We start from the raw sequence: 22,738 nt of genomic DNA on the forward strand, positions 1-22,738 counted from the left end.
ATGATCGCTCTTCGGTGCTTGCGCGTTACAGCCCTGGGGCCGCGATTCACAGCCAGAGGCTGTGAGAGGTGTTACTTGACCTCGACGGAGGCGCCGGCGCCCTTGAGGGACTCGGCGGCCTTCTCGGCGGCGTCCTTGGCGACCTTCTCGAGAACGGGCTTCGGGGCGCCGTCCACGAGGTCCTTGGCCTCCTTGAGACCCAGGGAGGTCAGCTCACGCACGACCTTGATGACCTGGATCTTCTTGTCGCCGGCACCCGTGAGGATGACGTCGAACTCGTCCTTCTCCTCGACGGCCTCGGCGGCAGCGCCACCGGCGGCACCACCGGCGACGACGACCGGGGCGGCCGCGGCGGCGGTGACGTCGAACTTCTCCTCGAACGCCTTCACGAACTCGGAGAGCTGGATCAGGGTCATGTTCTCGAACTCGGCGAGGAGCTCGTCCTGGGTGAGAGCCACGATGGCTTTCCTTCCACTAATTCGGCTGGTGCCGGATGTACATGTCTGGCGGGCGTACGTTCGGCCCGCTACGACCGTTGCCTCGGGGCGGGAAGCCTCAGGCGGCGGTCATGATGCGAGCCGAGTTACTCGGCACCGCCCTGCTCGTCCTGCTTGGCGCGAAGGGCGTCCACGGTGCGGACGAGCTTCGACGGCAGCGCCTGGAAGACGGAGGCAGCCTGGGACTGCTTCGCCTTGAAGGCACCGGCCAGCTTGGAGAGCAGAACCTCGCGGGACTCGAGGTCCGCAAGCTTCTTGATCTCGTCGGCGGACAGAGCCTTGCCGTCAAGGACACCGCCCTTGATGACGAGGTTCGGGTTGTCCTTGGCGAAGTCACGAAGACCCTTCGCCGACGTCACCGGGTCACCGGTGATGAAGGCGACCGCCGTCGGACCGTTGAACAGGTCGTCGAGCGTCGAGATCCCGGCCTCGTTGGCCGCGATCTTGGTCAGCGTGTTCTTCACCACGGCGTACTGGGCGTCGTCACCGAGCGAACGGCGCAGCGTCTTGAGCTGCGCCACGGTGAGACCCCGGTACTCGGTCAGCACGGCGGCGTTCGAGCTGCGGAACTGCTCCGTCAGCTCGGCTACCGCGGCAGCCTTGTCGGGCCTTGCCATAGAGCGTCGGCCTCCTTCCGGGTGATGACGACCGCTCGGAAGGGGCTGGGGAAAACGAAACGCCCCGGCGCAGGCGCACGGGGCGTAGCTCGACCGGGACTCGCATGCTGTAAAGCAGCGGATTCCGGGAGCACTTCCACAGTCACCTGCGCGGGTCGTCCGCGGTTCAGCGGATCCTTCGGCCACCGTGCCCTCTTGCGAGCACACGGCAACGACCAGCGGTCTTTGGCTTCTGAAGAAGAGTACGGGACCGGATCGCGGTGAGGCAAATCCGCCCGTACGGCTCAGCTGCTCTGGAGTTCCTTCATCATCTCGGCGAGGTCGGCGGTGTCCTTGGCCGGCGGCGCGGTGACCTTCACCGGCTTGTTGATGTCGAGGAAGGTGATGGTCAGGTCGAGCGGGCCCTTGTCGGCCTGGCCCTTGAGCCGGAACTGCTTGGTGTGGTCGTCGCCGTCGACCCACATGTCCATGGTCATCTTGTCGATGCCCATCTTCGTGTACTGGTCGAGGGCCTTCTCGCGCTGCTCGCGGACGGCCTTCTTCTCGTCCTTGAGGGAGGCCTTGAGGTCGGCGACGGTGACCGTGCCCTGGTAGTGGGTGGTCTTGACCCCGTCGACGGTCTCGGTGCCGACCTTCTTGACGTCCTTGGAGCCGGTCAGGAAGGCGGAGTCGGCGGCCGGGTTCTGGTCGGCCGTGCCGGCGCCCAGCTTGTCGGTGTCCAGCCCCGAGTCGGCGCCGGCCGCGGACATGTCGAACTTGATCCAGCTCTTGCCGTCCATCTCCTTGGTCATGGCGGCGTTGCCGCCGATGTACATGGCCTTGTCGATGAGGCGGATCTCCACCGGGCCGTCGGCCCCCGCCTCCGCGGCCGTCATCTTCATGCTCATGGCCAGCGGCTTCATGCTCATCGAGGCCTCGCCGGTGACCTTGCCCTCACCCGGGACCGTGCCGGCCATCTTGTAGCGCAGGGACGTGATGTCCGCGCTGTTCTTGGCGGCCTTGGCGACGGCGGCCGCGGGCGTCATCTCGGGCGACGAGTCGGAGTCGCCCTTCTGACAGCCGACCGCTCCGGCGGCGAGCAGCAGAGCGGCGAGACCGGCACCCGTCGCCCCACGGCGCACCGAACCACGTACAGAAGAGCCCATCGATTCCCCCCAAGGAACGCATGGCAGATACACAGATGAGCGATCCTAACCCCAAGAGAGAGCAAAGGTCTCCTGGTTTCCCACCTGCACCGGGAGACCCGTCCGTCTCAGGAGCTGCTGCCCTGCTGCTTCAGCAGCTCCCGGAAGTCCTCGGTGTCGCTCGCCGGGGGCTTGGTCGCGGAGACCTTCACGCCGTAGTCGCTGTAGTACGCGGTCTGGGTGTACTCGCCAGCCGTCATCCGGCCCTTCTCGACCTTCTTGACCAGGAGGTCCTTGCCGTCGACCCAGATGTCGACCGTCTCCGTGCTCACCCCGGCCTGGGTGAGCTGCTTCTTGAGGCCGGCCAGCTGGCTCGCGGTGAGGTTGGAGTTCTTGCGGGCCAGGTCGGCGACGTCCACCGTGCCCGAGTAGTGCGTGGTGTCCACCCCGCGGACCTTCTCGGTGCCGACCTTCTTGACGTCCCCGGAGGCCAGCAGGAGCTTCACCGACTGGTTCGGGGTGGTGTTCTGCATCTGGTCCTTGAGGTAGGCGCCGGAGCTGCCGCCGAGCTCGGCGAGGTCCTCGTAGCCGTACCGGATCCAGTGCTTGCCGCCCGCCTGCTCGGCGAACTTGGCGCCCATCTTCGCGTAGTAGGCGTCGGGGAGGTAGCGGGCCTCCATGGAGGTGGTGCCGAGCTGGCGCATGGTGTCGGCCATGGTGCCGCCGGTGTACTCGATGACGAGGTTGCCGGTGAGGCCGTCGGACCAGCCGAGCGCGCCGTCGGCCGTCATGGACATGAGGTTGCCCATGGTGGTCGTCGACTCGACCTTGGCGGAGTCCGCGCCGTCGGTGGTCTTCTCGGCGCTGCGCAGGGCCGCTATGGGGCTCACGTGCGTCACGCCCTTGCCGGACGCCTTGTCGTCCTTGCCGGAGCCCCCGGAGTCCGAGGAACTGCAGGCGGCCACCCCCGACAGCGCGGTCATCACTGCCGCGCAGAGACCGATCCGGCGTACGGTCGTGCTCTTCATCCGTCCCCCACCCCTTTGTGACTGCTGTGCCTGAACGCTAACGCAGGGCACTGACACTCGTACCGGGAAAGAGGACGGGCCCCGCACCTCGAAAGGTTGCGGGGCCCGCGCCATGAACGCGTACGCGCGACTGCCGTCGGTGTCAGACGGCGGCCGGGTCCTCCTCGACGAGGAGGTTGCGGGTGCGGTTCGGGTCGACCGGGATGCCGGGGCCCATGGTGGTGGAGACCGCGGCCTTCTTGATGTAGCGGCCCTTGGCGGCGGACGGCTTCAGACGGAGGATCTCCTCCAGCGCGGCGCCGTAGTTCTCCACCAGCTTGTCGTCCTCGAAGGACGTCTTGCCGATGATGAAGTGCAGGTTCGAGTGCTTGTCGACGCGGAACTCGATCTTGCCGCCCTTGATGTCGTTGACGGCCTTCGCCACGTCCGGGGTCACGGTGCCGGTCTTGGGGTTCGGCATGAGACCACGGGGACCGAGCACGCGGCCGAGGCGGCCGACCTTGCCCATGAGGTCCGGGGTGGCGACGACGGCGTCGAAGTCCAGGCGGCCCTTCGAGACCTCGTCGATGAGCTCGTCGGCGCCGACGATGTCGGCGCCCGCGGCACGCGCGGCCTCGGCACGGTCGCCGGTCGCGAAGACCAGGACCCGGGCGGTCTTACCGGTGCCGTGCGGAAGGTTCACGGTGCCACGGACCATCTGGTCGGCCTTGCGCGGGTCGACACCCAGACGGAAGGCGACCTCGACGGTGCCGTCGAACTTGGTCGTGGAGGTCTCCTTGGCGAGACGGACGGCCTCGAGCGGGGCGTAGAGCTTCTCCCGGTCGACCTTGGCGTCCGCAGCGCGGAGAGACTTGCTGCGCTTGCTCACTACTGCTCCTGTGTGTTCAGAAAAGGAGTCGTGGTGTACGGGCCGAGCAGGCCCTACCACGGTGGTTCTACGAAGGTGGGACTCAGCCCTCGACCGTGATGCCCATGGAGCGGGCGGTGCCGGCGATGATCTTCGACGCGGCGTCCAGGTCGTTGGCGTTGAGGTCGGGGAGCTTGGTCTGGGCGATCTCGCGGACCTGCGCCTCGGTGATCTTGGCGACCTTGGTCTTGTGCGGCTCGCCGGAGCCCTTCTCGACACCCGCGGCCTTGAGGATCATCTTCGCGGCCGGCGGCGTCTTGGTCACGAAGGTGAAGGAGCGGTCCTCGTAGACCGTGATCTCCACCGGGATGACCCAGCCACGCTGCGACTCGGTCGCGGCGTTGTAGGCCTTGCAGAACTCCATGATGTTGACGCCGTGCTGACCCAGCGCGGGGCCGACCGGCGGGGCCGGGTTGGCCGCACCGGCGTTGATCTGGAGCTTGATGAGCCCCGTGACCTTCTTCTTCTTGGGAGGCATTACTCTCCGGGTCCTTTCGATTCGAGTGTGCCCTCGCCCCGGGTCGCGTCCCGGGAGAAGGCATACCGCACAACGATAGCGGGTATAGATGCGCGGCCAAAAACCGAGCAGGTCAGGCAAGCTGCGAACAGCCCGCCTGACCTGGTCGGAAGCTCTTTCCGGAAGAAGCTAGTTCTTCTGGATCTGGTCGAACGAGAGCTCGACCGGCGTCTCGCGGCCGAAGATCTCGACGAGACCCTTGACCTTCTTCGAGTCGGGATTGATCTCGTTGATCGTCGCCTGCAGCGTGGCGAACGGGCCGTCGGTGACGGTGACCGAGTCGCCCACCTCGAAGTCCAGCACCTGGACCTCGACCTTGCGCTGCGGAGCGGGCTTGCCCTCGGCCTCGGCGGCCTCGCGGGCGGCCTTCTCCTCGGCCTCCGGGGCGAGCATCTTCACGATCTCGTCCAGGGTCAGCGGGTACGGGTCGTAGGCGTTGCCCACGAAGCCGGTGACGCCGGGGGTGTTGCGGACGACGCCCCAGGACTCGTTCGTCAGGTCCATGCGGACGAGGACGTAACCCGGGAGCTTGTTCTGCTTGATCGTCTTGCGGTCGCCGTTCTTGATCTGGACGACCTCTTCCTGCGGCACCTCGGCCTGGAAGATGTAGTCCTCGACGTTCAGCGAGACGGCGCGCTGCTCCAGGTTGGTCTTCACGCGGTTCTCGTAGCCGGCGTAGGTGTGGATCACGTACCACTCGCCGGGCAGGGTGCGCAGCTCCTCGCGGAGGGCCTCGACGGGGTCGACCGGCTCGGCCTCCTCCTCGACCTCGGCCTCGGCGTCGGCTTCCTCGGAGTCCGCGCCGTCTTCCTCGGAGTCGTCCTCGATGTGCAGTGCGGCTTCCTCGGCCGGCTCGCCCGCCTCGGCGTCGGCAGCCTCGAACTCGTCCTCCTCGTCCGCGCCCTCGACGATGTCGAGCTCGTCATCCAGCGACTCGTCGGGCTCGATGGCGTCGTTCAGGTTCGGGTCAGACACGGTGGCTGCTTCTTCCTGGATACATAGGGGTGGAACACGCGAAAGGGGCGCCGGTAACCACGGCGCCCTTCGCAGTCGGCTCAGCCGAAGACGTACTTGGCGGCGTGGCTGAGTCCATAGTCAATCACGGTGACCAGACCGATCATGATGATGACGAAGACAATCACGACGGTGGTGTACGTCGTCAGCTGGTTGCGCGTCGGCCAGACGACCTTGCGGAGCTCGGCGATGACCTGGCGGTAGAAAAGGGCAAGCCTCTTGAACGGACCCCGCTTGGCCCGCTTGCCGCCCTTCCGGGCCTTCTTCTTCGTCTCCTGCGCCTCGTCCTGGGCATCAGGCGTGTCGATGGAGCCCACGGCGTCCGCCATTCGTCCTCACCTGTTCCCGGGTCGTGGCCGTGCCGCGCCCGGTCTGAGCCGCACGGCGGTGCATTGCAGTACGTACATGCGCACACATCCTGGCGAAGGTGTGTGTGTTGCAGGGCCGGAGGGACTTGAACCCCCAACCGCCGGTTTTGGAGACCGGTGCTCTACCAATTGAGCTACGACCCTTTGGTGTGTCCCCAACGTACCGCATCCGACCGGGTGCTCGGTGTGCACCACTTGCGGCGCGGCAGCTGATGGCCAACGAGGTGAGAGTGTACGTGGTCCGGAGCCCCTCGTCGAACAGAAAGCCCGCGTAGGGGGCTTGGCGGAGGAGGATCGCCGGAGAACCCAAGGAAGATCACCCAGGCCATGGCCGGATTCCGGACAGGTGTTCAGTGGCCGGCCCCCGCATGTTCAGTCTGTGAAACCCGCGTGCCCGGCACGTTTCGGGTCTGGAACGATGGGCCCCATGAGCGCTGCAACCCCTCCCACCGAGCGCCGGGTCTCCGCCCGAGTCGGCGCGATCTCCGAGTCCGCCACCCTCGCCGTGGACGCCAAGGCCAAGGCCCTCAAGGCCGCCGGGCGTCCGGTGATCGGCTTCGGCGCCGGTGAGCCGGACTTCCCGACCCCGGACTACATCGTCCAGGCGGCCGTCGAGGCCTGCTCGAACCCGAAGTACCACCGCTACACGCCGGCCGGTGGTCTGCCCGAGCTGAAGGCCGCGATCGCCGCGAAGACGCTGCGCGACTCCGGCTGGGAGCCCGACGTCTCGCAGATCCTGGTCACCAACGGCGGCAAGCAGGCCATCTACGAGGCCTTCGCCGCGATCCTCGACCCGGGCGACGAGGTCATCGTCCCGGCGCCCTACTGGACGACGTACCCGGAGTCGATCCGGCTGGCCGGCGGTGTCCCGGTGGAGGTCGTGGCCGACGAGACCACCGGCTACCGGGTCTCGGTCGAGCAGCTGGAGGCGGCCCGCACGGAGAAGACCAAGGTCGTCCTCTTCGTCTCCCCCTCGAACCCGACCGGCGCGGTGTACTCCGAGGCCGACACCGAGGCGATCGGCCGTTGGGCCGTCGAGCACGGCCTGTGGGTGCTGACCGACGAGATCTACGAGCACCTGGTGTACGGCGACGCGGTCTCCGTCTCCCTGCCGGCCCTGCTGCCCGAGCTGCGCGACAAGTGCATCGTGGTCAACGGTGTCGCCAAGACGTACGCGATGACCGGCTGGCGCGTGGGCTGGGTCATCGGCCCGAAGGACGTGGTCAAGGCCGCGACCAACCTGCAGTCGCACGCCACGTCGAACGTGTCGAACGTCGCTCAGGTCGCCGCTCTGGCCGCCGTCTCCGGCGACCTGACGGCCGTCGCCGAGATGCGTGAGGCCTTCGACCGGCGCCGCAAGACGATCGTGCGGATGCTGAACGAGATCGACGGCGTGCTCTGCCCCGAGCCCGAGGGCGCCTTCTACGCGTACCCGTCGGTCAAGGCCCTGCTCGGCAAGGAGATCCGCGGCAAGCGCCCGCAGGACACGGTCGAGCTGGCCGCGCTGATCCTGGAGGAGGCCGAGGTCGCGGTCGTCCCGGGCGAGGCCTTCGGTACGCCGGGTTACCTCCGGCTGTCGTACGCCCTGGGTGACGAGGATCTCGTCGAGGGCGTCAGCCGGATCCAGAAGCTGCTCGCGGAGGCCCGGGACTGAGGCCGCCGCAACCGGAAGCGCCCCCTCGACTTGAGGGGGCGCTTTTTTGTGCGAGCAAGACCACTAATGGGGAATCCGCTACCGGGAGGCCATGGACGTACGGCAGGATCCTGGAATGGAGCGTGTACGTGATGTCTCTGAGCTGCCGAAAGCCCATCTGCACCTGCACTTCACCGGCTCGATGCGCCCGGGGACGGTTCTGGAACTGGCCGACAAGTACGGCGTACGACTGCCCGAGGCGCTGGTCGATGCGCTGACCAGCGGCGAACCGCCGAAGCTGCGGGCGACCGACGAGCGGGGCTGGTTCCGCTTCCAGCGGCTGTACGACGCCGCGCGCTCGTGCCTCAGGGAGCCGGAGGACATCCGGCGGCTGGTGCGGGAGGCGGCGGAGGAGGACGTCCGGGACGGCTCGGGCTGGCTGGAGATCCAGGTCGACCCGACGTCGTACGCGCCCCGTCTCGGCGGGCTGATCCCGGCGCTGGAGATCATCCTGGACGCCGTGGAGACGACCTCGCGGGAGACCGGGCTCGGGATGCGGGTGCTGGTCGCCGCGAACCGGATGAAGCATCCCCTGGACGCGCGCACGCTGGCCCGGCTGGCGGTGCGGTACGCGGACCGGGGTGTCGTCGGTTTCGGGCTGTCGAACGACGAACGCCGGGGCATGGCACGGGACTTCGACCGCGCCTTCCACATCGCACGCGAAGGCGGACTGCTGTCGGCACCGCATGGCGGCGAGCTCACCGGCCCGGCCTCGGTGCGGGACTGCCTGGACGACCTGTACGCGAACCGGATCGGGCACGGCGTGCGGGCGGCCGAGGACCCGAGGCTGCTCAAGCGCCTCGCCGACCGGCAGGTGACGTGCGAGGTGTGTCCGGCGTCGAACGTGGCGCTGGGCGTGTACGAGAAGGCCGAGGACGTACCGCTGCGGACCTTGTTCGAGGCCGGTGTGCCGATGGCGCTCGGCGCCGACGACCCGCTGCTGTTCGGGTCGCGGCTGGCCGCGCAGTACGAGATCGCGCGCCGTCATCACGGCTTCACGGACGCGGAGTTGGCGGAGCTGGCTCGGCAGTCGGTACGGGCCTCGGCGGCACCGGAGGACATGAAGGCGAAGCTGCTGGCCGGGGTGGACGACTGGCTGGCGTAGGTGGGTGAGCCTCGGGGTCAGCCGGTGAGTCCCGTGAGCAGCGTCCGGGCCAGCCGGGCCGCGAAGTCGTCGGCCGGCGGGCGGGTCTCCTCGTGCGCCTCGTACGCGAACGCCCGCTGGGCGCAGGCGCCGAGGAGGAGTGAGGCGGCGGCGAAGGTGTCGGCGTCGGGGCGGACCCGGCCGGCGGCCTGCTCGGCGCGGAGGTAGGCGTCCAGGCCCTCGATGGGCTTGTGCGGGCCCGTGCCCATTTCGCGCATCACGTCGTCGTGCCGTCGCTTGAGCTGGGTCTCGGCATACAGGGACGCGGCGATCGGGAAGCTCTGCTCGTAGAACAGCGCGGCCTGCCGGGCGATCTCGGTGAGGTTCTGTTCAAGAGTGGCCCGGCCGGGTTCCGCGGCGAGGCTGCCGAGCAGCGGGGTGAGCCTCGGCAGGCGTTCCGACAGGACGCTGATGAACAGCTCCTCCTTGTTCGCGAAGTACTTGTACAGCGCGGCCTCCGAGCAGCCGGCCGCCCGCGCGATCTCCTTCGTGGTGGTCTTCGCCAGCCCGAGGGTGAGCATCAGCTCGTGAGCGGCATCGAGGATGCGGACACGGGCCGGCTTCGTCTCCATGGGGCGTCCAATCGGGCTTGACGGGTGGGTGAGTGTTTACCCACTCTAGTGGTGAGGAGGGGTGAGTGAGTACTCACCCACCAACTGCGAGCACGGGAGTAACCATGAAACTCACCGTTTTCGGCGCCACCGGGGGAATCGGCGGGGAGCTCGTCCGCCAGGCCCTGTCCGCGGGCCACGAGGTCACCGCGGTGGTACGGGACCCCGCGCGGCTGACCGTGACCGGCGACCGCCTGGAGGTGTTCCGCGCGGACCTGACCGACCCGGAGGCGGTACGGCCCGCGGTGACGGGACGGGACGCGGTGCTGTCGGGGCTGGGCGCGCGGACCCGCAAGGACGCGGGGGTGGCGGCGCGGTTGACCCGTACGGTCCTGCGGGCCATGGAGGCCGAAGGGGTACGACGGGTCCTGGTGGTCAGCGCCGGTCCGGTCGGCCCCGAGCCGGTGGACGGGATGGTCGACCGGGCCGCGCGGGCGCTGGTGTCGAGGGTGCTGAAGAGCGTCTACGACGACCTGCGCGAGATGGAGGCGGAGCTGGCGCGCAGCGGCACCGACTGGACGTCGGTACGGCCGCCCCGCCTCCAGGACAAGCCGCTGACCGGCACGTACCGCAGGGTCGTCGGCGGCTTCCCGCCCAAGGGCCGCCTCATCGCCCGGGCGGACGTGGCGCACGCGATGCTGACGATGATCCCGGACGAGGGAACGGTGAAGCAGGGAGTGGGTGTGGCTTATTGAGCCGAAGTGCTGCCTGCGAGCTACAGACTCACGCCAACGGTCACCGGCTCGTTCACGAGCGTCACGCCGAACGCCTCGCGCACCCCGGCGACGACCTCCCGTGCCAGCTCCAGCAGGTCCTCGGTCGTGGCCCCGCCCCGGTTGGTGAGCGCCAGCGTGTGCTTGCCGGAGATACGGGCGGCGCCGGTGCCGTACCCCTTGCCGAACCCCGCCTTGTCGATCAGCCAGGCCGCCGAGGTCTTCGTGTGCCCGTCCCCCGCCGGGTAGGCGGGCGGCTCGATGTCGTCGCCCAGCCGCTCGCGCACGCGCGCGTGGAAGGCGGCGAACTCCGCGTCCGTGAGGATCGGGTTGGTGAAGAAGGAGCCCGCCGACCAGGTGTCGTGGTCCTCGGGGTCCAGGACCATGCCCTTCCCCGAACGCAGCTTGAGGACGGTCTCGCGGGCGGTGGCCAGGGGCACGCGGTCGCCGGGCTCGACGCCGAGGGCGCGGGCAGTCTCGGCGTACTTGACGGGCGCCGAGAGGCCGCCGGCGTCCTCCAGCTCGAAGCGGACGCGCAGGACGACATAGCGGTCGGGGTCGGCCTTGAAGCGGCTGTGACGGTACGAGAAGGCGCAGTCGGCGTTCGGGATGGTGACCGTCTCGTGGGTGCGGCGGTCGTAGGCGATGACCTCGGTGATGGTGGAGGAGACCTCCTGGCCGTACGCACCGACGTTCTGGATGGGGGTGGCGCCCGCCGAGCCGGGGATGCCGGCGAGGCATTCGATGCCGGCCAGGCCGGCCGTCACGGTGCGGGCGACGGCGTCGGTCCACACCTCGCCGGCGGCGAGTTCGAGCCGGGTGCCGGTGAGGGCGAAGCCCTTGGTGGCGATGACGAGTGCGGTACCGGGGAAGCCCTTGTCGCCGATGACCAGGTTGGAGCCGCCGCCGATGAGGAGAAGCGGGGTACCGGCGGCGTCGGCCTCCTGCACAGCCGCGATGACCTCGGCGTCGGTGGTGGCGGTGACCAGGCGGGCGGCGGGTCCGCCCAGCCGGAAGGTGGTCAGGGGGGCGAGGGGGGCGTCGTGTCGTTCCTGCACGGGCTCAAGAGTACGGGGCGTTTCGGCTTCGGCTTCAGCCTCGGCTTCGGTGCCGGTATCGGCGTGGGCTTCGGCTTCGTACGCGCGAATTCGTACGTGCGAAACGGCCCCGCCCTCCCGGACGGAGCCGTTTCCCGTGGTCGGTCAGCCGGCGATCGGCTCCAGTGCCGGGGTCGCTTCCGCCTCGGCCGGCGTGGTCGTCGCCGTCGCGGAGCGGCGCCTCGGGATCACCAGTGCCGCCACCGCGGCCAGCGCGACCACTGCCGAGCCGGTGACCAGCGCGGGCTGGAGGCCGTCGACGAAGCGCTGCGCGGACTCGTAGCCGCCCTGCGAGGAGAAGATCGACGACATGATCGCGATGCCGAGTGCGCCGCCCACCTCGCGCAGCGCGTTGTTCGCGCCGGAGGCGATGCCCTGTTCCTTGGGGAGGACGCTGGACATGACCAGGTTGGCGGCGGGGGCGAAGTAGAGGGCCATGCCGATGCCGCTGATGATCAGGCCGGGCAGCTGGGCGGCGTACGAGACGCCGGGGGCGACGACCGTGGCCATCCACGCGAGGCCGGCCGCCTGGAAGAAGAGGCCGGTGGCGACCACGGGCCGGCCTCCGATGCGGTCGGAGAGGATGCCGGCGATGGGCGCGACGAGCATCGGCATGCCGGTCCAGGGGAGCATCCTGAGGCCCGCCTCGGTGGGCGAGTAGCCGAGGACACCCTGCATGAACTGGCTCAGCAGGAAGATCGAGCCGAACATGCCCAGGAACATCAGCAGGCTGGCCGCGTTGATGCCGGAGAAGGCCCGGGAGCGGAACAGACGCATCGGGAGCATGGGGTTCTTGGCCCGCGTGCTGTAGAGGACGAACGCGACGAGGAGGGCGGCGCCGGCGAACAGGCCGGTGAGGACCAGGGGTGCCGTCCAGCCGTCGGCGGGGCCGCGGACCAGGCCGTAGACGATGCCGAACAGACCGCCGCTGGCGAGCAGCGTGCCGGGGATGTCGAGCGGCGCGCCGGTGCCGAACGACTCCGCGAGGCGCAGGCGGGCCAGGGGCAGCAGGGCGATGCCCAGGGGGACGTTCAGCCAGAAGATCCAGTGCCAGGAGACGTGTTCGGTGAGGCTGCCGCCGATGAGGGGGCCGGAGGCGACCGCCAGGCCGTTGACGGCTCCCCAGATGCCGTACGCCATGCCGCGCTTGGCGGCGGGGACGGCCGCGGTGAGCAGGGTGAGCGTCAGGGGCATCATGATCGCCGCGCCCACGCCCTGGACGGCGCGGGCCGCGATGAGGGTGTCGATGCCGGTGGCCATGGCCGCGGCGGCGGACGCCCCGGTGAAGACGGTGAGGCCGACCAGGAACATACGGCGGCGGCCGAAGCGGTCGCCCAGGGCCGCGCCGAACATCAGGAGGACGGCGAAGGTGAGCGTGTAGGCGCTGACCGTCCATTCGAGGTCGCCCAGCGCGCCGCCGAGGTCCTTGCGGATGGAGGGCAGGGCGGTGGTGACGACGAGGTTGTCGAGGGCCGCCATGAAACCGGCGACGCTGGTGATGACGAGGGCCCAGACGGTTCCCCCGCGGCGTATCGCGGATGCGTTCTCCGAAGCGGTTGCGGTCTGCTGTGACATCGCTCCCCCAAAGGGCGATTAGTTATTGATTACTAACTTTCGAGGGCATGAAAAGGCGGTTGTGGCACCTCTCTCGACCCTCCTGCGGGCTACTTCCCCAGACGGCCCTTGAGCCGCGCCTCCGGATACAGCCCTTCCCAGACTCTGTGCTCGGGCGGAAATCCCATGGCCACCAGGCAGTTGATGAGCATCCCGTACGCCATGAAGGTCGTCGTCTCCTCGATCTCGGCACCGAGCGGCAGATGCACCGCGTCCCACAGCCGCATCCAGCCCGCCCGCACCTCCTCGCCGAGCTCGTGGTCGCCGGCCTGCTCGGCGGCGGCCACGGTGACGTACATCTGCATCTGCATCAGCAGCCGCTCGGGCCGCTCCACGATGACCCTGGTGTACGCGTTCGCCATGGCACTCAGGGCCTCTTCGCCCTCCAGGCCCTTGGCGGCCTCCTCGAACGTGCGGATGGTGTCCTCCACGCACCGCTGCGCGGTCGCGAGGAAGATCGCCTTCTTGCCCGGGAAGAGCCGGAAGAGATACGGCTGCGAGACACCCACCCGCTTGGCGATCGCCTCGGTCGAGGTGCCGTAGTACCCACCTCGCGCGAACTCCGCGGTCGCCGCCCGAATGACGCTCTCGCGCCTCTCTTCTGCACTCATCCTGGCCATGTAAGTAAGTTAGTACTCAATCACTAACTACGTCAAGGGGTTCACGGGAACACCTTCCAACCCCCGCCCGTTGGGCCTCGCAAAGCGCCTGGCACTCCAGCCGCGGATCGTGATCCCGCTTGGCCTCCGACTGAGGTCTTGGCCGTTTGCCAGGAGAGTTCGGCGGTGTGTCGGCAGCTGCCGGTCACAGTCGCTCCGGCGACCGCGCGGCGACCATGCGGGTCGCGGCAGAGACTCGCTCTTGGCGGCCATTGGGTCACCTGTCAGCATCAAGCCGTGGTCAACTTTTCGAAGATCGTGAGGCAGGCGGGCGTCCTCGTCGACCTGATGGGCGTGGCGGTCGGCTCGATGCTGCTGGTGGTGGGCATCGAGGCATACCGCGACGGTGGATCGGTGGGCTGGCCCATAGCCGGATCGGTGCTGTTGCTGATCAACCTCGGGGTGGCCGGGCGTCGATTCACCCGGCGCGGGAGGCCGACTCCGTCGCCGTGACGGCACCCCGGCTTTGCCCGCTCGCTGCCGCCCGATCAGGCACGCGGGGGACACGGGCGGCCGCCTGAGGCGGTCAGCCGGTCCTGGGGCTGCCGGCAGACCCGCCGTGCAGGAGCTGCTGAACGATCGCCGAGCACACCGGGGACGCTGCGCCGGACGGGATGCGGGGAGGAGACCATCCAGAGCTCGATAGGCACTTGGCGGGACTGGACGAGCGCCAGGTACACCGCTGGGCCGTCGCCCGTCCCGCCCGCGCCACAGCCACTACCGCTGCCGCTGCCGCTGCCGCTGCCGGAGTACCAGATCGCGTAAGGGGCGCCTGCAATGGCAGGCGCCCCTTACGGTCCTGGCGTCAGGCCAGTCGTACGACCGCCCGGGACATCCCCAGCACCTTCTGGCCGGCGCTCGTCGCGGTGAGGTCCACGCGGACCGTGTTGTCGTCGAGCTTGGCCGCGACCTTGGCGCTGACCTCGATCAGGGCGCCCTGGTCGTCGTTCGGGACGACGACGGGCTTGGTGAAGCGGACGCCGTACTCGACGACCGCGCCCGGGTCGCCGATCCAGTCGGTGACGACCCGGATCGCCTCGGCCATGGTGAACATGCCGTGCGCGATGACGTCCGGCAGCCCGACCTCCTTGGCGAACTTCTCGTTCCAGTGGATCGGGTTGAAGTCCCCGGAGGCGCCGGCGTACTTGACGAGCGTGGCGCGCGTCACGGGGAAGGTCTGCGCGGGCAGTTCGGTGCCGACCTCGATGGCGTCGTATGCGATCTTCGCCGTCATCTTCTTCCTCACGCCTCCTCTGCCGCGCGCGCGACGAGCTTCGTCCAGGCGGTCACGACGTGCTCGCCCGCCTCGTCGTGGACCTCACCACGGATGTCCAGGATGTCGTTGCCCGCGAGGGACTTGATCGCCTCGATGGTGGAGGTGACGGTGAGGCGGTCGCCGGCCCGCACGGGGCGGACGTACGAGAACTTCTGGTCGCCGTGGACGACCCGGCTGTAGTCCAGGCCCAGCTGGGGGTCCTCGACGACCTGTCCCGCCGCCTTGAAGGTGATCGAGAACACAAAGGTCGGCGGGGCGATCACATCGGCGTACCCGAGCGCCTTGGCGGCATCCGGGTCGGTGTACACCGGGTTGCTGTCCCCCACGGCCTCCGCGAACTCGCGGATCTTCTCCCGGCCGACCTCGTAGGGATCGGTGGGCGGGTAGGTCCGCCCCACGAAGGACTGGTCGAGCGCCATGGGCTCGGCACCTCCTGGCTCTGCTGGCTCTGCTGGATCTACCTGGTTGCTCTACTGACCGGTACCGGTCGGCGAAACGACGCGAGGCCGCCCCCGATCTCTCGGGAACGGCCTCGCGTACGAGCCTGATTTATCGCGTCTCGCGGTGCGCGGTGTGCGCGTTGCAACGCGGGCAGTGCTTCTTCATCTCAAGACGGTCCGGGTTGTTACGCCGGTTCTTCTTGGTGATGTAGTTCCGCTCCTTGCACTCCACGCAGGCCAGCGTGATCTTCGGGCGGACGTCGGTGGCAGCCACGTGAGTGCTCCTTGACGAACGGATAGGATGGTTTAACGCATAGAAGAGTAGCCGATCGAAGGACCGACCCCACAATCGGCTACTGTCAGTAGCGGTGACCGGACTTGAACCGGTGACACAGCGATTATGAGCCGCTTGCTCTACCGACTGAGCTACACCGCTGTGATGCGATCCGTTCCCGCCTCGCGACGGGAACCTCACACACCAGAGCCCCAATACGGAATCGAACCGTAGACCTTCTCCTTACCATGGAGACGCTCTGCCGACTGAGCTATTGGGGCGAGCGATGAAGACATTACACGGTCCGCCGCCGTTCACCCAAATCCGTTTCGCGGCCCCCGTCCCGGCCTGTCCCACGGACCGTGACGACCCGACCAGGGGCCCCGCCACGGCCCCTGCCGAGGCCCCTCTCCCGGCTCTCCCACGTGCCACGGAAGCCTCTTCCAGTACGACGGACCACACCGGTACGACTATTGCGCTCCTCCCCGCCGCACGCGTATCGCCACCCTAGGCTCGACTCACTCTGCGTGATCTTGCGTCCCCCTGCGCAGTCCCGGTCCCTGAGCCCCGAGCCTTCCTGGAGCGCGATGCCCGACAGCCAGCCGCAGCCGCCCCACTCGTCATCCTCGTCCTCGTCCTCTTCCTCGTCCTCTTCTTCGTCGTCGTCCGGGTCTTCCTCGTCGGGGTCGCCGACCGCTTCGGGGGCTTCCGCCTCCTCTTCGGCGGGCGATCCGGCCGCGCTGCTGCTGTGCGGGGCTCGGCTGACCGACGGGCGGACCGTGGACGTACGGCTGGGCGGCGGGCGTATCGAGGCGGTCGGTACGGCGGGCAGCCTGGCGGCGGGCGGCACGCGCGCGTACGGCGCGCGCGTGGACCTCAGCGGCTATCTGCTGTTGCCGGCCCCGGCCGAACCGCACGCCCACGGCGACACCGCACTGTCCGCCGACGGCGACGGCCCCGCCTCGCACGACCCGCAGGACGTACAACGGCGGGCGACGGAAGCGGCGTTGCTGCAACTCGGGCACGGGGCGACCGCGTTGCGCGCACACGTGCGCGTGGGCGACGTCCAGGGGCTGGGCGCGCTGGCCGCCGTACTGCAGACACGGCGTTCGCTGCGCGGGCTGACCGAACTGACGGCTGTCGCCATGCCGCGCGTGCTGACCGGGGTCGCCGGGGCGGACGGGCTCGCGATGCTGCGGGACGCGGTGAAGATGGGGGCGTCGGTGGTGGGCGGCTGTCCTGATCTCGATCCCGATCCGACGGGGTACGTGGAGGCGGTCCTGGAGGTCGCCTCCGAGCACGGCTGCCCGGTCGACCTGCACACGGACGCCGCCGATCCGGCCCGCCTGGCCCGCCTCGCCGCGATGGCCGGCGGGCTGCGCCCCGGGGTGACGCTCGGCCCGTGCGGCGGCCTGGGCCGGCTGCCCGCCGAGGCCGCCGCCCGCACCGCCGACCAACTGGCCGCGGCCGGCGTGACGGTGGTGTGCCTGCCGCAGGGCGGCTGCGGCGGCACGGACCGACGCGGCACGGCTCCGGTACGGCTGCTGCGAGCGGCCGGGGTACGGGTGGCAGCGGGCAGCGGCGCACTCCGGGACGTGTCCAACCCCGTGGGCCGCGGAGATCCTCTGGAGGCCGCCTATCTATTGGCGTCCCGTTACGGCTTGCGCCCGGAGGACGCCTACGACGCCGTGAGCACCTCGGCCCGCGCGGCCCTCGGCCTCCCCGAGGTACGCGTCGAGGCAGGCTTCCCCGCCGAATTGCTCGCGGTACGCGGGGATCGGCTGGCGGGCGCGCTGTCGTTGGCGTACAGCCGGATCGTGATCCACCGGGGGCGCGTGGTGGCGCGGACGAGCGCGGTACGGGAGTACTGCAACTCGGCGGCAGCAGCGGAGTTGGGGCTGCCTCGGCAGGGGCGGGGGGCGTTGAGCTGAAGGCTGGTGGGGGGCTGGGTTGAGCTGGGTTGGGCTGGGTTGGGCTGGGTTGGGCTGGGTTGGGTGGTGGGTGGGGCTCGGTGGGGCTGGGTTGAGCCGGGCTGGGCTGGGGTTGCGGGTAGGTGGGCGCGTGTTGGCGTGAGCCGGCGCGTGCGCTTGCAGTGGGGGCGCATTGAGGGGGAGCGCGCGCTGGGCGCGCACGCTGGTGGCGCACGCCGCTTGCTGGTGGGGGCGGGAGGGCCGGGCGTGCGCCGGTAGTGAGCGCGCGGGCGGGGGTTGAGCGGTGGTTGTGCGCGCCGGGAGTGAGCTGAGGGCCGCGTGCGCTGGTGGTTTGGTGCACGCCGGGAGGGCTGAGGACCTGCGCGGCGGTGCGCGCTGGGAGCGGTCCGGGGCTTGCGCGCTGGGAGCGGACGAGAGCCTTCACGCTGGCGGTGGGTGCCAGGGATGCGCCCAGGGATGTGCGCCGGAAGCGGTGCGCCGAGGGGCGCTCGCGCAGGTTGCGCGCGCCTTGGACATGCGCGCCCGGCTCGCACTACGAGGGCGCGCACTACCAGCTCGCGCGCCGGGAGCGCGTGACGTCAGCCTGCGCGCTGGGCACGCACGACCCCCGCTTGCGCGCTCGGCGCGTGCGCCCATGCCGCGCGCCCTGCACACGCCCCGAGACCCGCCCCCGAGGCACACCCCTGAGGCACCGCTCAAGTCGTGCGGCGGATGCGGCCGTCCGGGCGTACGGTCGAAGACATGCGCATTGTCATCGCTGGTGGTCATGGTCAGATCGCGCTGCGGCTGGAGCGGCTGCTCGCCGCGCGCGGGGAAGAGGTAGCGGGCATCATCCGCCACGCCGAACAGGGCGACGACCTGCGGGAGGCCGGTGCCGAACCGATCCTGCTGGATCTGGAGTCAGCCTCGCCCGAGGAGGTCGCGGCGCACCTGCAGGGCGCGGACGCGGCCGTCTTCGCGGCGGGCGCGGGCCCGGGCAGCGGGGCGGCCCGCAAGGACACGGTCGACAAGGGGGCGGCGATCCTGTTCGCGGACGCGGCGGTCCGGGCGGGGGTACGACGACACGTGGTCGTTTCGTCGATGGGCGCGGATCCCGCGCACCAGGGGGACGACGTGTTCGACGTGTACCAGCGGGCGAAGGGCGCGGCCGACGCGTACGTCCAGAATCTGGACGCACTGGACTGGACGATCCTGCGCCCCGGAATGCTGACGAACGACCCCGGCACCGGGCTCGTCCGGCTGGAGGCGCACACGGGCCGCGGCCCGGTCACGCGCGACGACGTGGCCGCCGTACTGGCGGAGCTTCTTGAGACTCCCGCGACGGCCGGCCTGACCCTGGAGCTGATCGGTGGGTCGACGCCGGTGTCGGTGGCGGTGAAGTCGGTGGCCGGGAACTGAGTTGCTGGGAACCGAGCTGCCGGGAACTGAGCTGCCGGTGCGGATCGTTCGTTAGAGCAGTGGGTCAGAACAGGGGCATCTGGCCGGGGATTTCGGGGACGACGTAGCCGTCCAAGGAGGGCTGGGCCGCGCCGAGTTGGGCTTGGCGGCGGGAGCCCGGGCAGGAGACGAGTTCGCCGTTCTCGCGCGCGCCCGGCGGGTCGTGCCGGGCGAAGCGGCCGGCGACGACGGCGATCTCGCGACGGCATTCGGGGCAGCTTATGCGACGAGTGGACATGGGGTCAGTGTGCCCCGGGAGGAGGTGTGTTGAGCGGAGTGGAGGGCGGGGTTTCGCGCGGGCGGGCGGGTGGTCTCCGCGGTGGTCAGCCGATGTAGGGCGTCGTCCGGGCCGGGTCCAGGGCATGGTCGATCCGCAGGCGCATCGTCGGATGGATGTCCAGGGCGGGCAGGTCGGCCGGGGCGGTCCAGGCGACCTGTGGCGTTTCGGCACTCGTGCGGAGTTCGCCGCCCGTGGGGCGCGCCCGGAAGCAGAGACTGAACTGCTGGCGGACCTCACCGTCGTCGTAACGCATGACATGGCCGGGGTCGGTGTAGATCCCGGACAGGCCGGTGACCTCGACCTCGATGCCGGTCTCCTCCCCCACCTCGCGCACCACGGTGTCGCTGATGGACTCCCCCACGTCGTGCCCGCCGCCGGGCAGGGCCCAGCGGCCGTTGTCGGAGCGGCGGATCATCAGGACGCGCCCCGTGTCGTCGCGCACGAGGGCCACGACCGAGGGCACGACCGAGTTGGCGGGCGGGGCGTCGGGGTCGTGCAGGTAGTCGATGCGTCCCATGCCGTCGTACGTACCCCGGGGCGCCCGCGAGGACCCGCGGCGGCGGCCCGGCTCACCCGGCCGGTCACCCACCCCGAAGTCTTCACCGATCGCCCATCGAATCCGACCCTCCTTGCTTAAGTCAATCAACTGACTTAGCGTAAGTCTGTCGTGCACACCCGATGCCCCACGCCTACGGAGGGCCGACCATGTCCCACGCACTCCCCCGACCCGCCGACGACGGGGTGGTGTCCGCGGCGCCGCGGGCCAATGCCGTCGTAGCGGTCCTGGCCTTCGGCGGGATCGTGGTCTCGCTGATGCAGACCCTGGTGATCCCGATCGTCCCGGAGCTGCCGAAGCTCCTGAACGCTCCGGCGTCCGACACCGCCTGGGCCGTCACCGCCACGCTGCTCGCCGCGGCCGTGGCCGTCCCGATGATGGGGCGGCTCGGCGACATGTACGGCAAGCGCCGCATGCTTCTGACCAGCCTGGTCCTGCTGATCGCCGGTTCGGTGACGGCCGCGCTCAGCGACTCGCTCGCCCCGATGATCGTCGGCCGGGTGCTGCAGGGCATGGCCGGTGGCGTGATCCCGCTCGGCATCAGCATCATGCGGGACGAACTGCCCGCCGAACGGCTCGGTTCGGCCACCGCCATGATGAGCGCCTCGCTCGGCGTCGGCGCGGCGCTCGGTCTGCCCGCGGCCGCGCTGATCGCGGACAACTTCGACTGGCACGTGCTGTTCTGGAGCTCGGCCGGGATGGGCGTCGTAGCGCTGCTGCTCGTTCTGTTCGCGGTGCCCGAGTCCAAGGTGCGGACGGGCGGCCGGTTCGACGTCGTCGGCGCGATCGGGATGGCGGCGGGCCTGGTCTGCCTGCTCCTCGCCATCTCCAAGGGCGCCGACTGGGGCTGGGGCAGCGGGACGACGCTCGGTCTGTTCGGGGCGTCGGTGGTGGTCCTGCTGCTGTGGGGCTGGTACGAACTGCGCACTACGCAGCCGCTGGTCGACCTGCGCACCACCGCGCGCCGGCAGGTCCTGGTCACCAACCTCGCCTCGATCGCGCTCGGCTTCGGCATGTTCGCGATGTCCCTGGTGCTTCCGCAGCTCCTGCAGTTGCCTGAGGCGACCGGCTACGGTCTGGGCAAGTCACTCCTCACCGCCGGTCTGGTCATGGCCCCGTCCGGCCTGGTGATGATGGCGATCGCGCCGGTCTCCGCGGCCCTGTCCAGGGCGAAGGGCCCGAAGACCAGCCTGATGCTGGGCTCCCTGATCGTGGCCGCGGGCTACGCCCTGCAGATCCTGTTCATGTCGGAGGTCTGGCAGTTCGTCCTCGTCTCCTGCGTCATCGGCTCGGGCATCGGCTTCACGTACGGCGCCATGCCCGCGCTGATCATGGGCGCGGTACCGCCGTCGCAGTCGGGCGCGGCGAACAGCCTGAACACGCTGATGCGTTCCATCGGCACGTCGACGGCGAGCGCCGTGGCCGGCGTGATCCTCTCCCAGATGACGACGAACCTCGGCTCGGTCGCCCTCCCCTCGGAGAACGGCTTCCGCACGGTCCTGGCGGTGGGCGGCGGCGCGGCCCTGTTGGCGTTCGCTGTGGCGTCGTTCATTCCGCGGCATCGGGGGGCGGCGCGGGCGACCGCCGGGGATGGTCGCGATGAGGGGTCGGTCGCGGAGGGACCGGCCTCGGAGGGGGTTGCTGCGGCGGGCGGCGCGAAGGGCCTTGTCGGGGTTACGGCGGAGGCGACGGCCGGCACGAAGGGACTTGACGGGGCTACGGCGCAGTCGGCTGCCGACGCTGGCACTGGGACCGGTGCCGACGGGGCTGCCGAGGCGTCCGACGGCCCGGCGCAGGCGTCGAACCTCGCGGGCATCGCGTCGGGCGCGTCCTCCGATGGGACCGGCGCGGGCGCCGGAATCCCGGTGAGCGGGCGGGTCTTCGGGGCGGAACGCGTCCCGGTGGCCGGCTCCGCGATCACCCTGATCTCGCTCGGCGGAAGCCAGCTGAGCCGGTCGGTCTCGCGGCCCGACGGTACGTACGGCGTGGACGCGCCCGGCCCGGGTTCGTACGTCCTGATCGCCTCCGCCGACGGCTACCAGCCGCAGGCCTCCACACTCGTCGTCGCGGACACGCCGATGTCGTACGACGTCCTGCTGAGCGGCACGAGCGGGCTCGCGGGGCTGGTGCGGGGCGCGGACAGCGGGGCGCCGGTCGCCGACGCGGTGGTCATCGTGACCGATGTGCGGGGCGAGGTGCTGGCCACGGCGCGGACCGACGTCCTGGGCGAGTTCCATGTCACCGACCTGGTGCCGGGAACCGTGACGCTGGCCGTCAACTCCCCCAAGCACCGCCCGCTGGCCCTGCCCGTCGAGATCGGCGGCACCGGCACGACGCGTATCGAGGTCGAGCTGCGCCCCGGCGCCCATGTCCGAGGCACGGTACGCGGCTCGGGCACCCCGCTCTCCGACGCCCGGGTGACCCTGGTGGACGCGGCGGGCAACGTGGTCGCCACGACCCGCACCGGCCTGGACGGCGCGTACGCCTTCTCCGACCTGGACAGCGGCGCGTACACGGTCATAGCGACGGGCTACCCGCCGCAGGCGGCGACGGTGTCGGTATCGGGCGGCGACGTGGACGAGCACGACATCGAACTGGCGCACAGCGGGGAGTAGTTCGCGGCGCGATGCGGTTCGCGGCACCAGGCAAAGGGCCTGCGCCATCCGAGACCGGGCCCGCACGGACACCCTGAGCGGAGGGTGCCCGTGCGGGCCCATGCCTGTGGTCATCGGGGCGGACATACGAAGAGACCCCCTCCATTCCGCGTCTCCGCGAGGTGGAGGGGGTCTTCCCCGAAGTGGCGGCGCCAGGATTCGAACCTGGGAAGGCTGAGCCGGCAGATTTACAGTCCCCTCAAGACTCCGCAGTCTTACCTAGCCTGACCAGGCACTTTATATCTCGCAGGGGCGGGTGACTCAGTTCTCGTCCACGTATCGTCCTG

General features: G+C 69.8%; 23 protein-coding genes, 3 tRNA genes and 1 pseudogene. 7 read left to right on the forward strand and 20 right to left on the reverse strand.

Going from position 1 to position 22,738, the window contains the following annotated elements; all coding sequences use genetic code 11:
* Positions 1-71: 71 nt before the first annotated feature.
* The 9 genes from rplL to ABZ848_RS13745 all read right to left on the reverse strand — a co-directional run bounded on the left by rplL (position 72) and on the right by ABZ848_RS13745 (position 6,216).
* Positions 72-461 carry a 50S ribosomal protein L7/L12 gene (gene rplL / locus ABZ848_RS13705; protein ID WP_272112900.1) on the reverse strand — a complete coding sequence of 130 codons (390 nt, stop codon included), beginning with the start codon at positions 459-461 and terminating at the stop codon, positions 72-74.
* A 122-nt stretch (positions 462-583) separates the two neighbouring features.
* On the reverse strand, positions 584-1,114 hold the full coding sequence (rplJ, locus tag ABZ848_RS13710) for a 50S ribosomal protein L10 (RefSeq protein ID WP_360830244.1): 531 nt from the start codon (positions 1,112-1,114) through the stop codon (positions 584-586).
* A 284-nt stretch (positions 1,115-1,398) separates the two neighbouring features.
* Positions 1,399-2,259 carry a DUF1396 domain-containing protein gene (locus ABZ848_RS13715; RefSeq protein ID WP_360830247.1) on the reverse strand — a complete coding sequence of 287 codons (861 nt, stop codon included), beginning with the start codon at positions 2,257-2,259 and terminating at the stop codon, positions 1,399-1,401.
* A 107-nt stretch (positions 2,260-2,366) separates the two neighbouring features.
* Positions 2,367-3,266 carry a hypothetical protein gene (locus ABZ848_RS13720; RefSeq protein WP_360830250.1) on the reverse strand — a complete coding sequence of 300 codons (900 nt, stop codon included), beginning with the start codon at positions 3,264-3,266 and terminating at the stop codon, positions 2,367-2,369.
* 142 nt (positions 3,267-3,408) lie between these two features.
* Positions 3,409-4,134, reverse strand: a complete 726-nt coding sequence (gene rplA, locus ABZ848_RS13725) for a 50S ribosomal protein L1 (protein ID WP_360830253.1) — start codon at positions 4,132-4,134, stop codon at positions 3,409-3,411.
* Positions 4,135-4,216: 82 nt separating this feature from the next.
* Entirely contained in the window at positions 4,217-4,651 is a 435-nt protein-coding gene (gene rplK / locus ABZ848_RS13730; protein WP_037858373.1) for a 50S ribosomal protein L11, read from the reverse strand.
* Between the two features lie 168 nt (positions 4,652-4,819).
* Entirely contained in the window at positions 4,820-5,665 is an 846-nt protein-coding gene (nusG, locus tag ABZ848_RS13735; RefSeq protein WP_360830256.1) for a transcription termination/antitermination protein NusG, read from the reverse strand.
* A gap of 80 nt (positions 5,666-5,745) precedes the next feature.
* Positions 5,746-6,033: a preprotein translocase subunit SecE gene (gene secE, locus ABZ848_RS13740; RefSeq protein ID WP_360830259.1), complete on the reverse strand. Its 288-nt coding sequence runs from the start codon at positions 6,031-6,033 to the stop codon at positions 5,746-5,748.
* A 110-nt stretch (positions 6,034-6,143) separates the two neighbouring features.
* A tRNA-Trp gene (locus ABZ848_RS13745) sits at positions 6,144-6,216 on the reverse strand.
* A gap of 283 nt (positions 6,217-6,499) precedes the next feature.
* Between ABZ848_RS13745 and ABZ848_RS13750 the strand changes: the two genes are divergently transcribed.
* Complete coding sequence (locus tag ABZ848_RS13750; protein ID WP_360830262.1) at positions 6,500-7,726, forward strand: pyridoxal phosphate-dependent aminotransferase; 1,227 nt, start codon at positions 6,500-6,502, stop codon at positions 7,724-7,726.
* A 115-nt stretch (positions 7,727-7,841) separates the two neighbouring features.
* Positions 7,842-8,870: an adenosine deaminase gene (locus tag ABZ848_RS13755; RefSeq protein WP_360830265.1), complete on the forward strand. Its 1,029-nt coding sequence runs from the start codon at positions 7,842-7,844 to the stop codon at positions 8,868-8,870.
* A 17-nt stretch (positions 8,871-8,887) separates the two neighbouring features.
* Here ABZ848_RS13755 and ABZ848_RS13760 read toward each other — a convergent pair whose 3' ends face one another.
* On the reverse strand, positions 8,888-9,481 hold the full coding sequence (locus ABZ848_RS13760; RefSeq protein WP_360830268.1) for a TetR/AcrR family transcriptional regulator: 594 nt from the start codon (positions 9,479-9,481) through the stop codon (positions 8,888-8,890).
* Positions 9,482-9,585: 104 nt separating this feature from the next.
* On the opposite strand from ABZ848_RS13760, the gene ABZ848_RS13765 reads away from it, so the two are divergent.
* On the forward strand, positions 9,586-10,215 hold the full coding sequence (locus ABZ848_RS13765) for an NAD(P)-binding oxidoreductase (protein ID WP_360830271.1): 630 nt from the start codon (positions 9,586-9,588) through the stop codon (positions 10,213-10,215).
* A gap of 20 nt (positions 10,216-10,235) precedes the next feature.
* Here ABZ848_RS13765 and ABZ848_RS13770 read toward each other — a convergent pair.
* The 3 genes and pseudogenes from ABZ848_RS13770 to ABZ848_RS13780 form a co-directional block, all read right to left on the reverse strand.
* Positions 10,236-11,306 (reverse strand): annotated as a pseudogene (locus ABZ848_RS13770) (UDP-N-acetylmuramate dehydrogenase); the annotation flags it as partial.
* A 129-nt stretch (positions 11,307-11,435) separates the two neighbouring features.
* The gene (locus ABZ848_RS13775; RefSeq protein WP_360830274.1) at positions 11,436-12,905 is read right to left on the reverse strand and encodes a DHA2 family efflux MFS transporter permease subunit; all 1,470 of its coding nucleotides are present in this window, start codon (positions 12,903-12,905) and stop codon (positions 11,436-11,438) included.
* Positions 12,906-12,994: 89 nt separating this feature from the next.
* A complete protein-coding gene (locus ABZ848_RS13780) occupies positions 12,995-13,564 on the reverse strand; it encodes a TetR/AcrR family transcriptional regulator (protein WP_360830277.1) in 570 nt (189 codons plus the stop codon).
* Between the two features lie 276 nt (positions 13,565-13,840).
* On the opposite strand from ABZ848_RS13780, the gene ABZ848_RS13785 reads away from it, so the two are divergent.
* A complete protein-coding gene (locus ABZ848_RS13785; protein ID WP_360830280.1) occupies positions 13,841-14,056 on the forward strand; it encodes a hypothetical protein in 216 nt (71 codons plus the stop codon).
* Between the two features lie 352 nt (positions 14,057-14,408).
* Here the strand turns inward: ABZ848_RS13785 and ABZ848_RS13790 are convergent, their stop codons facing one another.
* The 5 genes from ABZ848_RS13790 to ABZ848_RS13810 all read right to left on the reverse strand — a co-directional run bounded on the left by ABZ848_RS13790 (position 14,409) and on the right by ABZ848_RS13810 (position 15,874).
* Positions 14,409-14,837, reverse strand: coding sequence for a MaoC family dehydratase (locus tag ABZ848_RS13790; RefSeq protein WP_360830942.1), 429 nt, complete (start codon positions 14,835-14,837; stop codon positions 14,409-14,411).
* A gap of 8 nt (positions 14,838-14,845) precedes the next feature.
* A complete protein-coding gene (locus ABZ848_RS13795; RefSeq protein WP_360830283.1) occupies positions 14,846-15,298 on the reverse strand; it encodes a MaoC family dehydratase N-terminal domain-containing protein in 453 nt (150 codons plus the stop codon).
* Positions 15,299-15,428: 130 nt separating this feature from the next.
* The gene (gene rpmG, locus ABZ848_RS13800; protein WP_003948671.1) at positions 15,429-15,593 is read right to left on the reverse strand and encodes a 50S ribosomal protein L33; all 165 of its coding nucleotides are present in this window, start codon (positions 15,591-15,593) and stop codon (positions 15,429-15,431) included.
* Between the two features lie 89 nt (positions 15,594-15,682).
* Positions 15,683-15,755 (reverse strand) — tRNA-Met (locus tag ABZ848_RS13805).
* A 46-nt stretch (positions 15,756-15,801) separates the two neighbouring features.
* Positions 15,802-15,874: transfer RNA gene (locus tag ABZ848_RS13810), tRNA-Thr, on the reverse strand.
* 306 nt (positions 15,875-16,180) lie between these two features.
* Here ABZ848_RS13810 and ABZ848_RS13815 point away from each other — a divergent pair.
* Complete coding sequence (locus ABZ848_RS13815) at positions 16,181-17,524, forward strand: hydrolase (RefSeq protein WP_360830286.1); 1,344 nt, start codon at positions 16,181-16,183, stop codon at positions 17,522-17,524.
* A 741-nt stretch (positions 17,525-18,265) separates the two neighbouring features.
* Positions 18,266-18,922 carry an SDR family oxidoreductase gene (locus ABZ848_RS13820; RefSeq protein WP_360830289.1) on the forward strand — a complete coding sequence of 219 codons (657 nt, stop codon included), beginning with the start codon at positions 18,266-18,268 and terminating at the stop codon, positions 18,920-18,922.
* Positions 18,923-18,986: 64 nt separating this feature from the next.
* Here ABZ848_RS13820 and ABZ848_RS13825 read toward each other — a convergent pair whose 3' ends face one another.
* Together ABZ848_RS13825 and ABZ848_RS13830 are read right to left on the reverse strand one after the other, a co-directional pair.
* Entirely contained in the window at positions 18,987-19,199 is a 213-nt protein-coding gene (locus ABZ848_RS13825; protein WP_360830291.1) for a hypothetical protein, read from the reverse strand.
* Positions 19,200-19,284: 85 nt separating this feature from the next.
* Positions 19,285-19,758, reverse strand: a complete 474-nt coding sequence (locus tag ABZ848_RS13830; RefSeq protein WP_360830294.1) for an NUDIX domain-containing protein — start codon at positions 19,756-19,758, stop codon at positions 19,285-19,287.
* A 188-nt stretch (positions 19,759-19,946) separates the two neighbouring features.
* On the opposite strand from ABZ848_RS13830, the gene ABZ848_RS13835 reads away from it, so the two are divergent.
* On the forward strand, positions 19,947-22,412 hold the full coding sequence (locus tag ABZ848_RS13835) for an MFS transporter (RefSeq protein WP_360830297.1): 2,466 nt from the start codon (positions 19,947-19,949) through the stop codon (positions 22,410-22,412).
* Positions 22,413-22,738: the final 326 nt, after the last annotated feature.

Origin of the sequence: Streptomyces sp. NPDC047081 (assembly GCF_040643775.1) — a bacterium.
Lineage (GTDB): Bacteria > Actinomycetota > Actinomycetes > Streptomycetales > Streptomycetaceae > Streptomyces.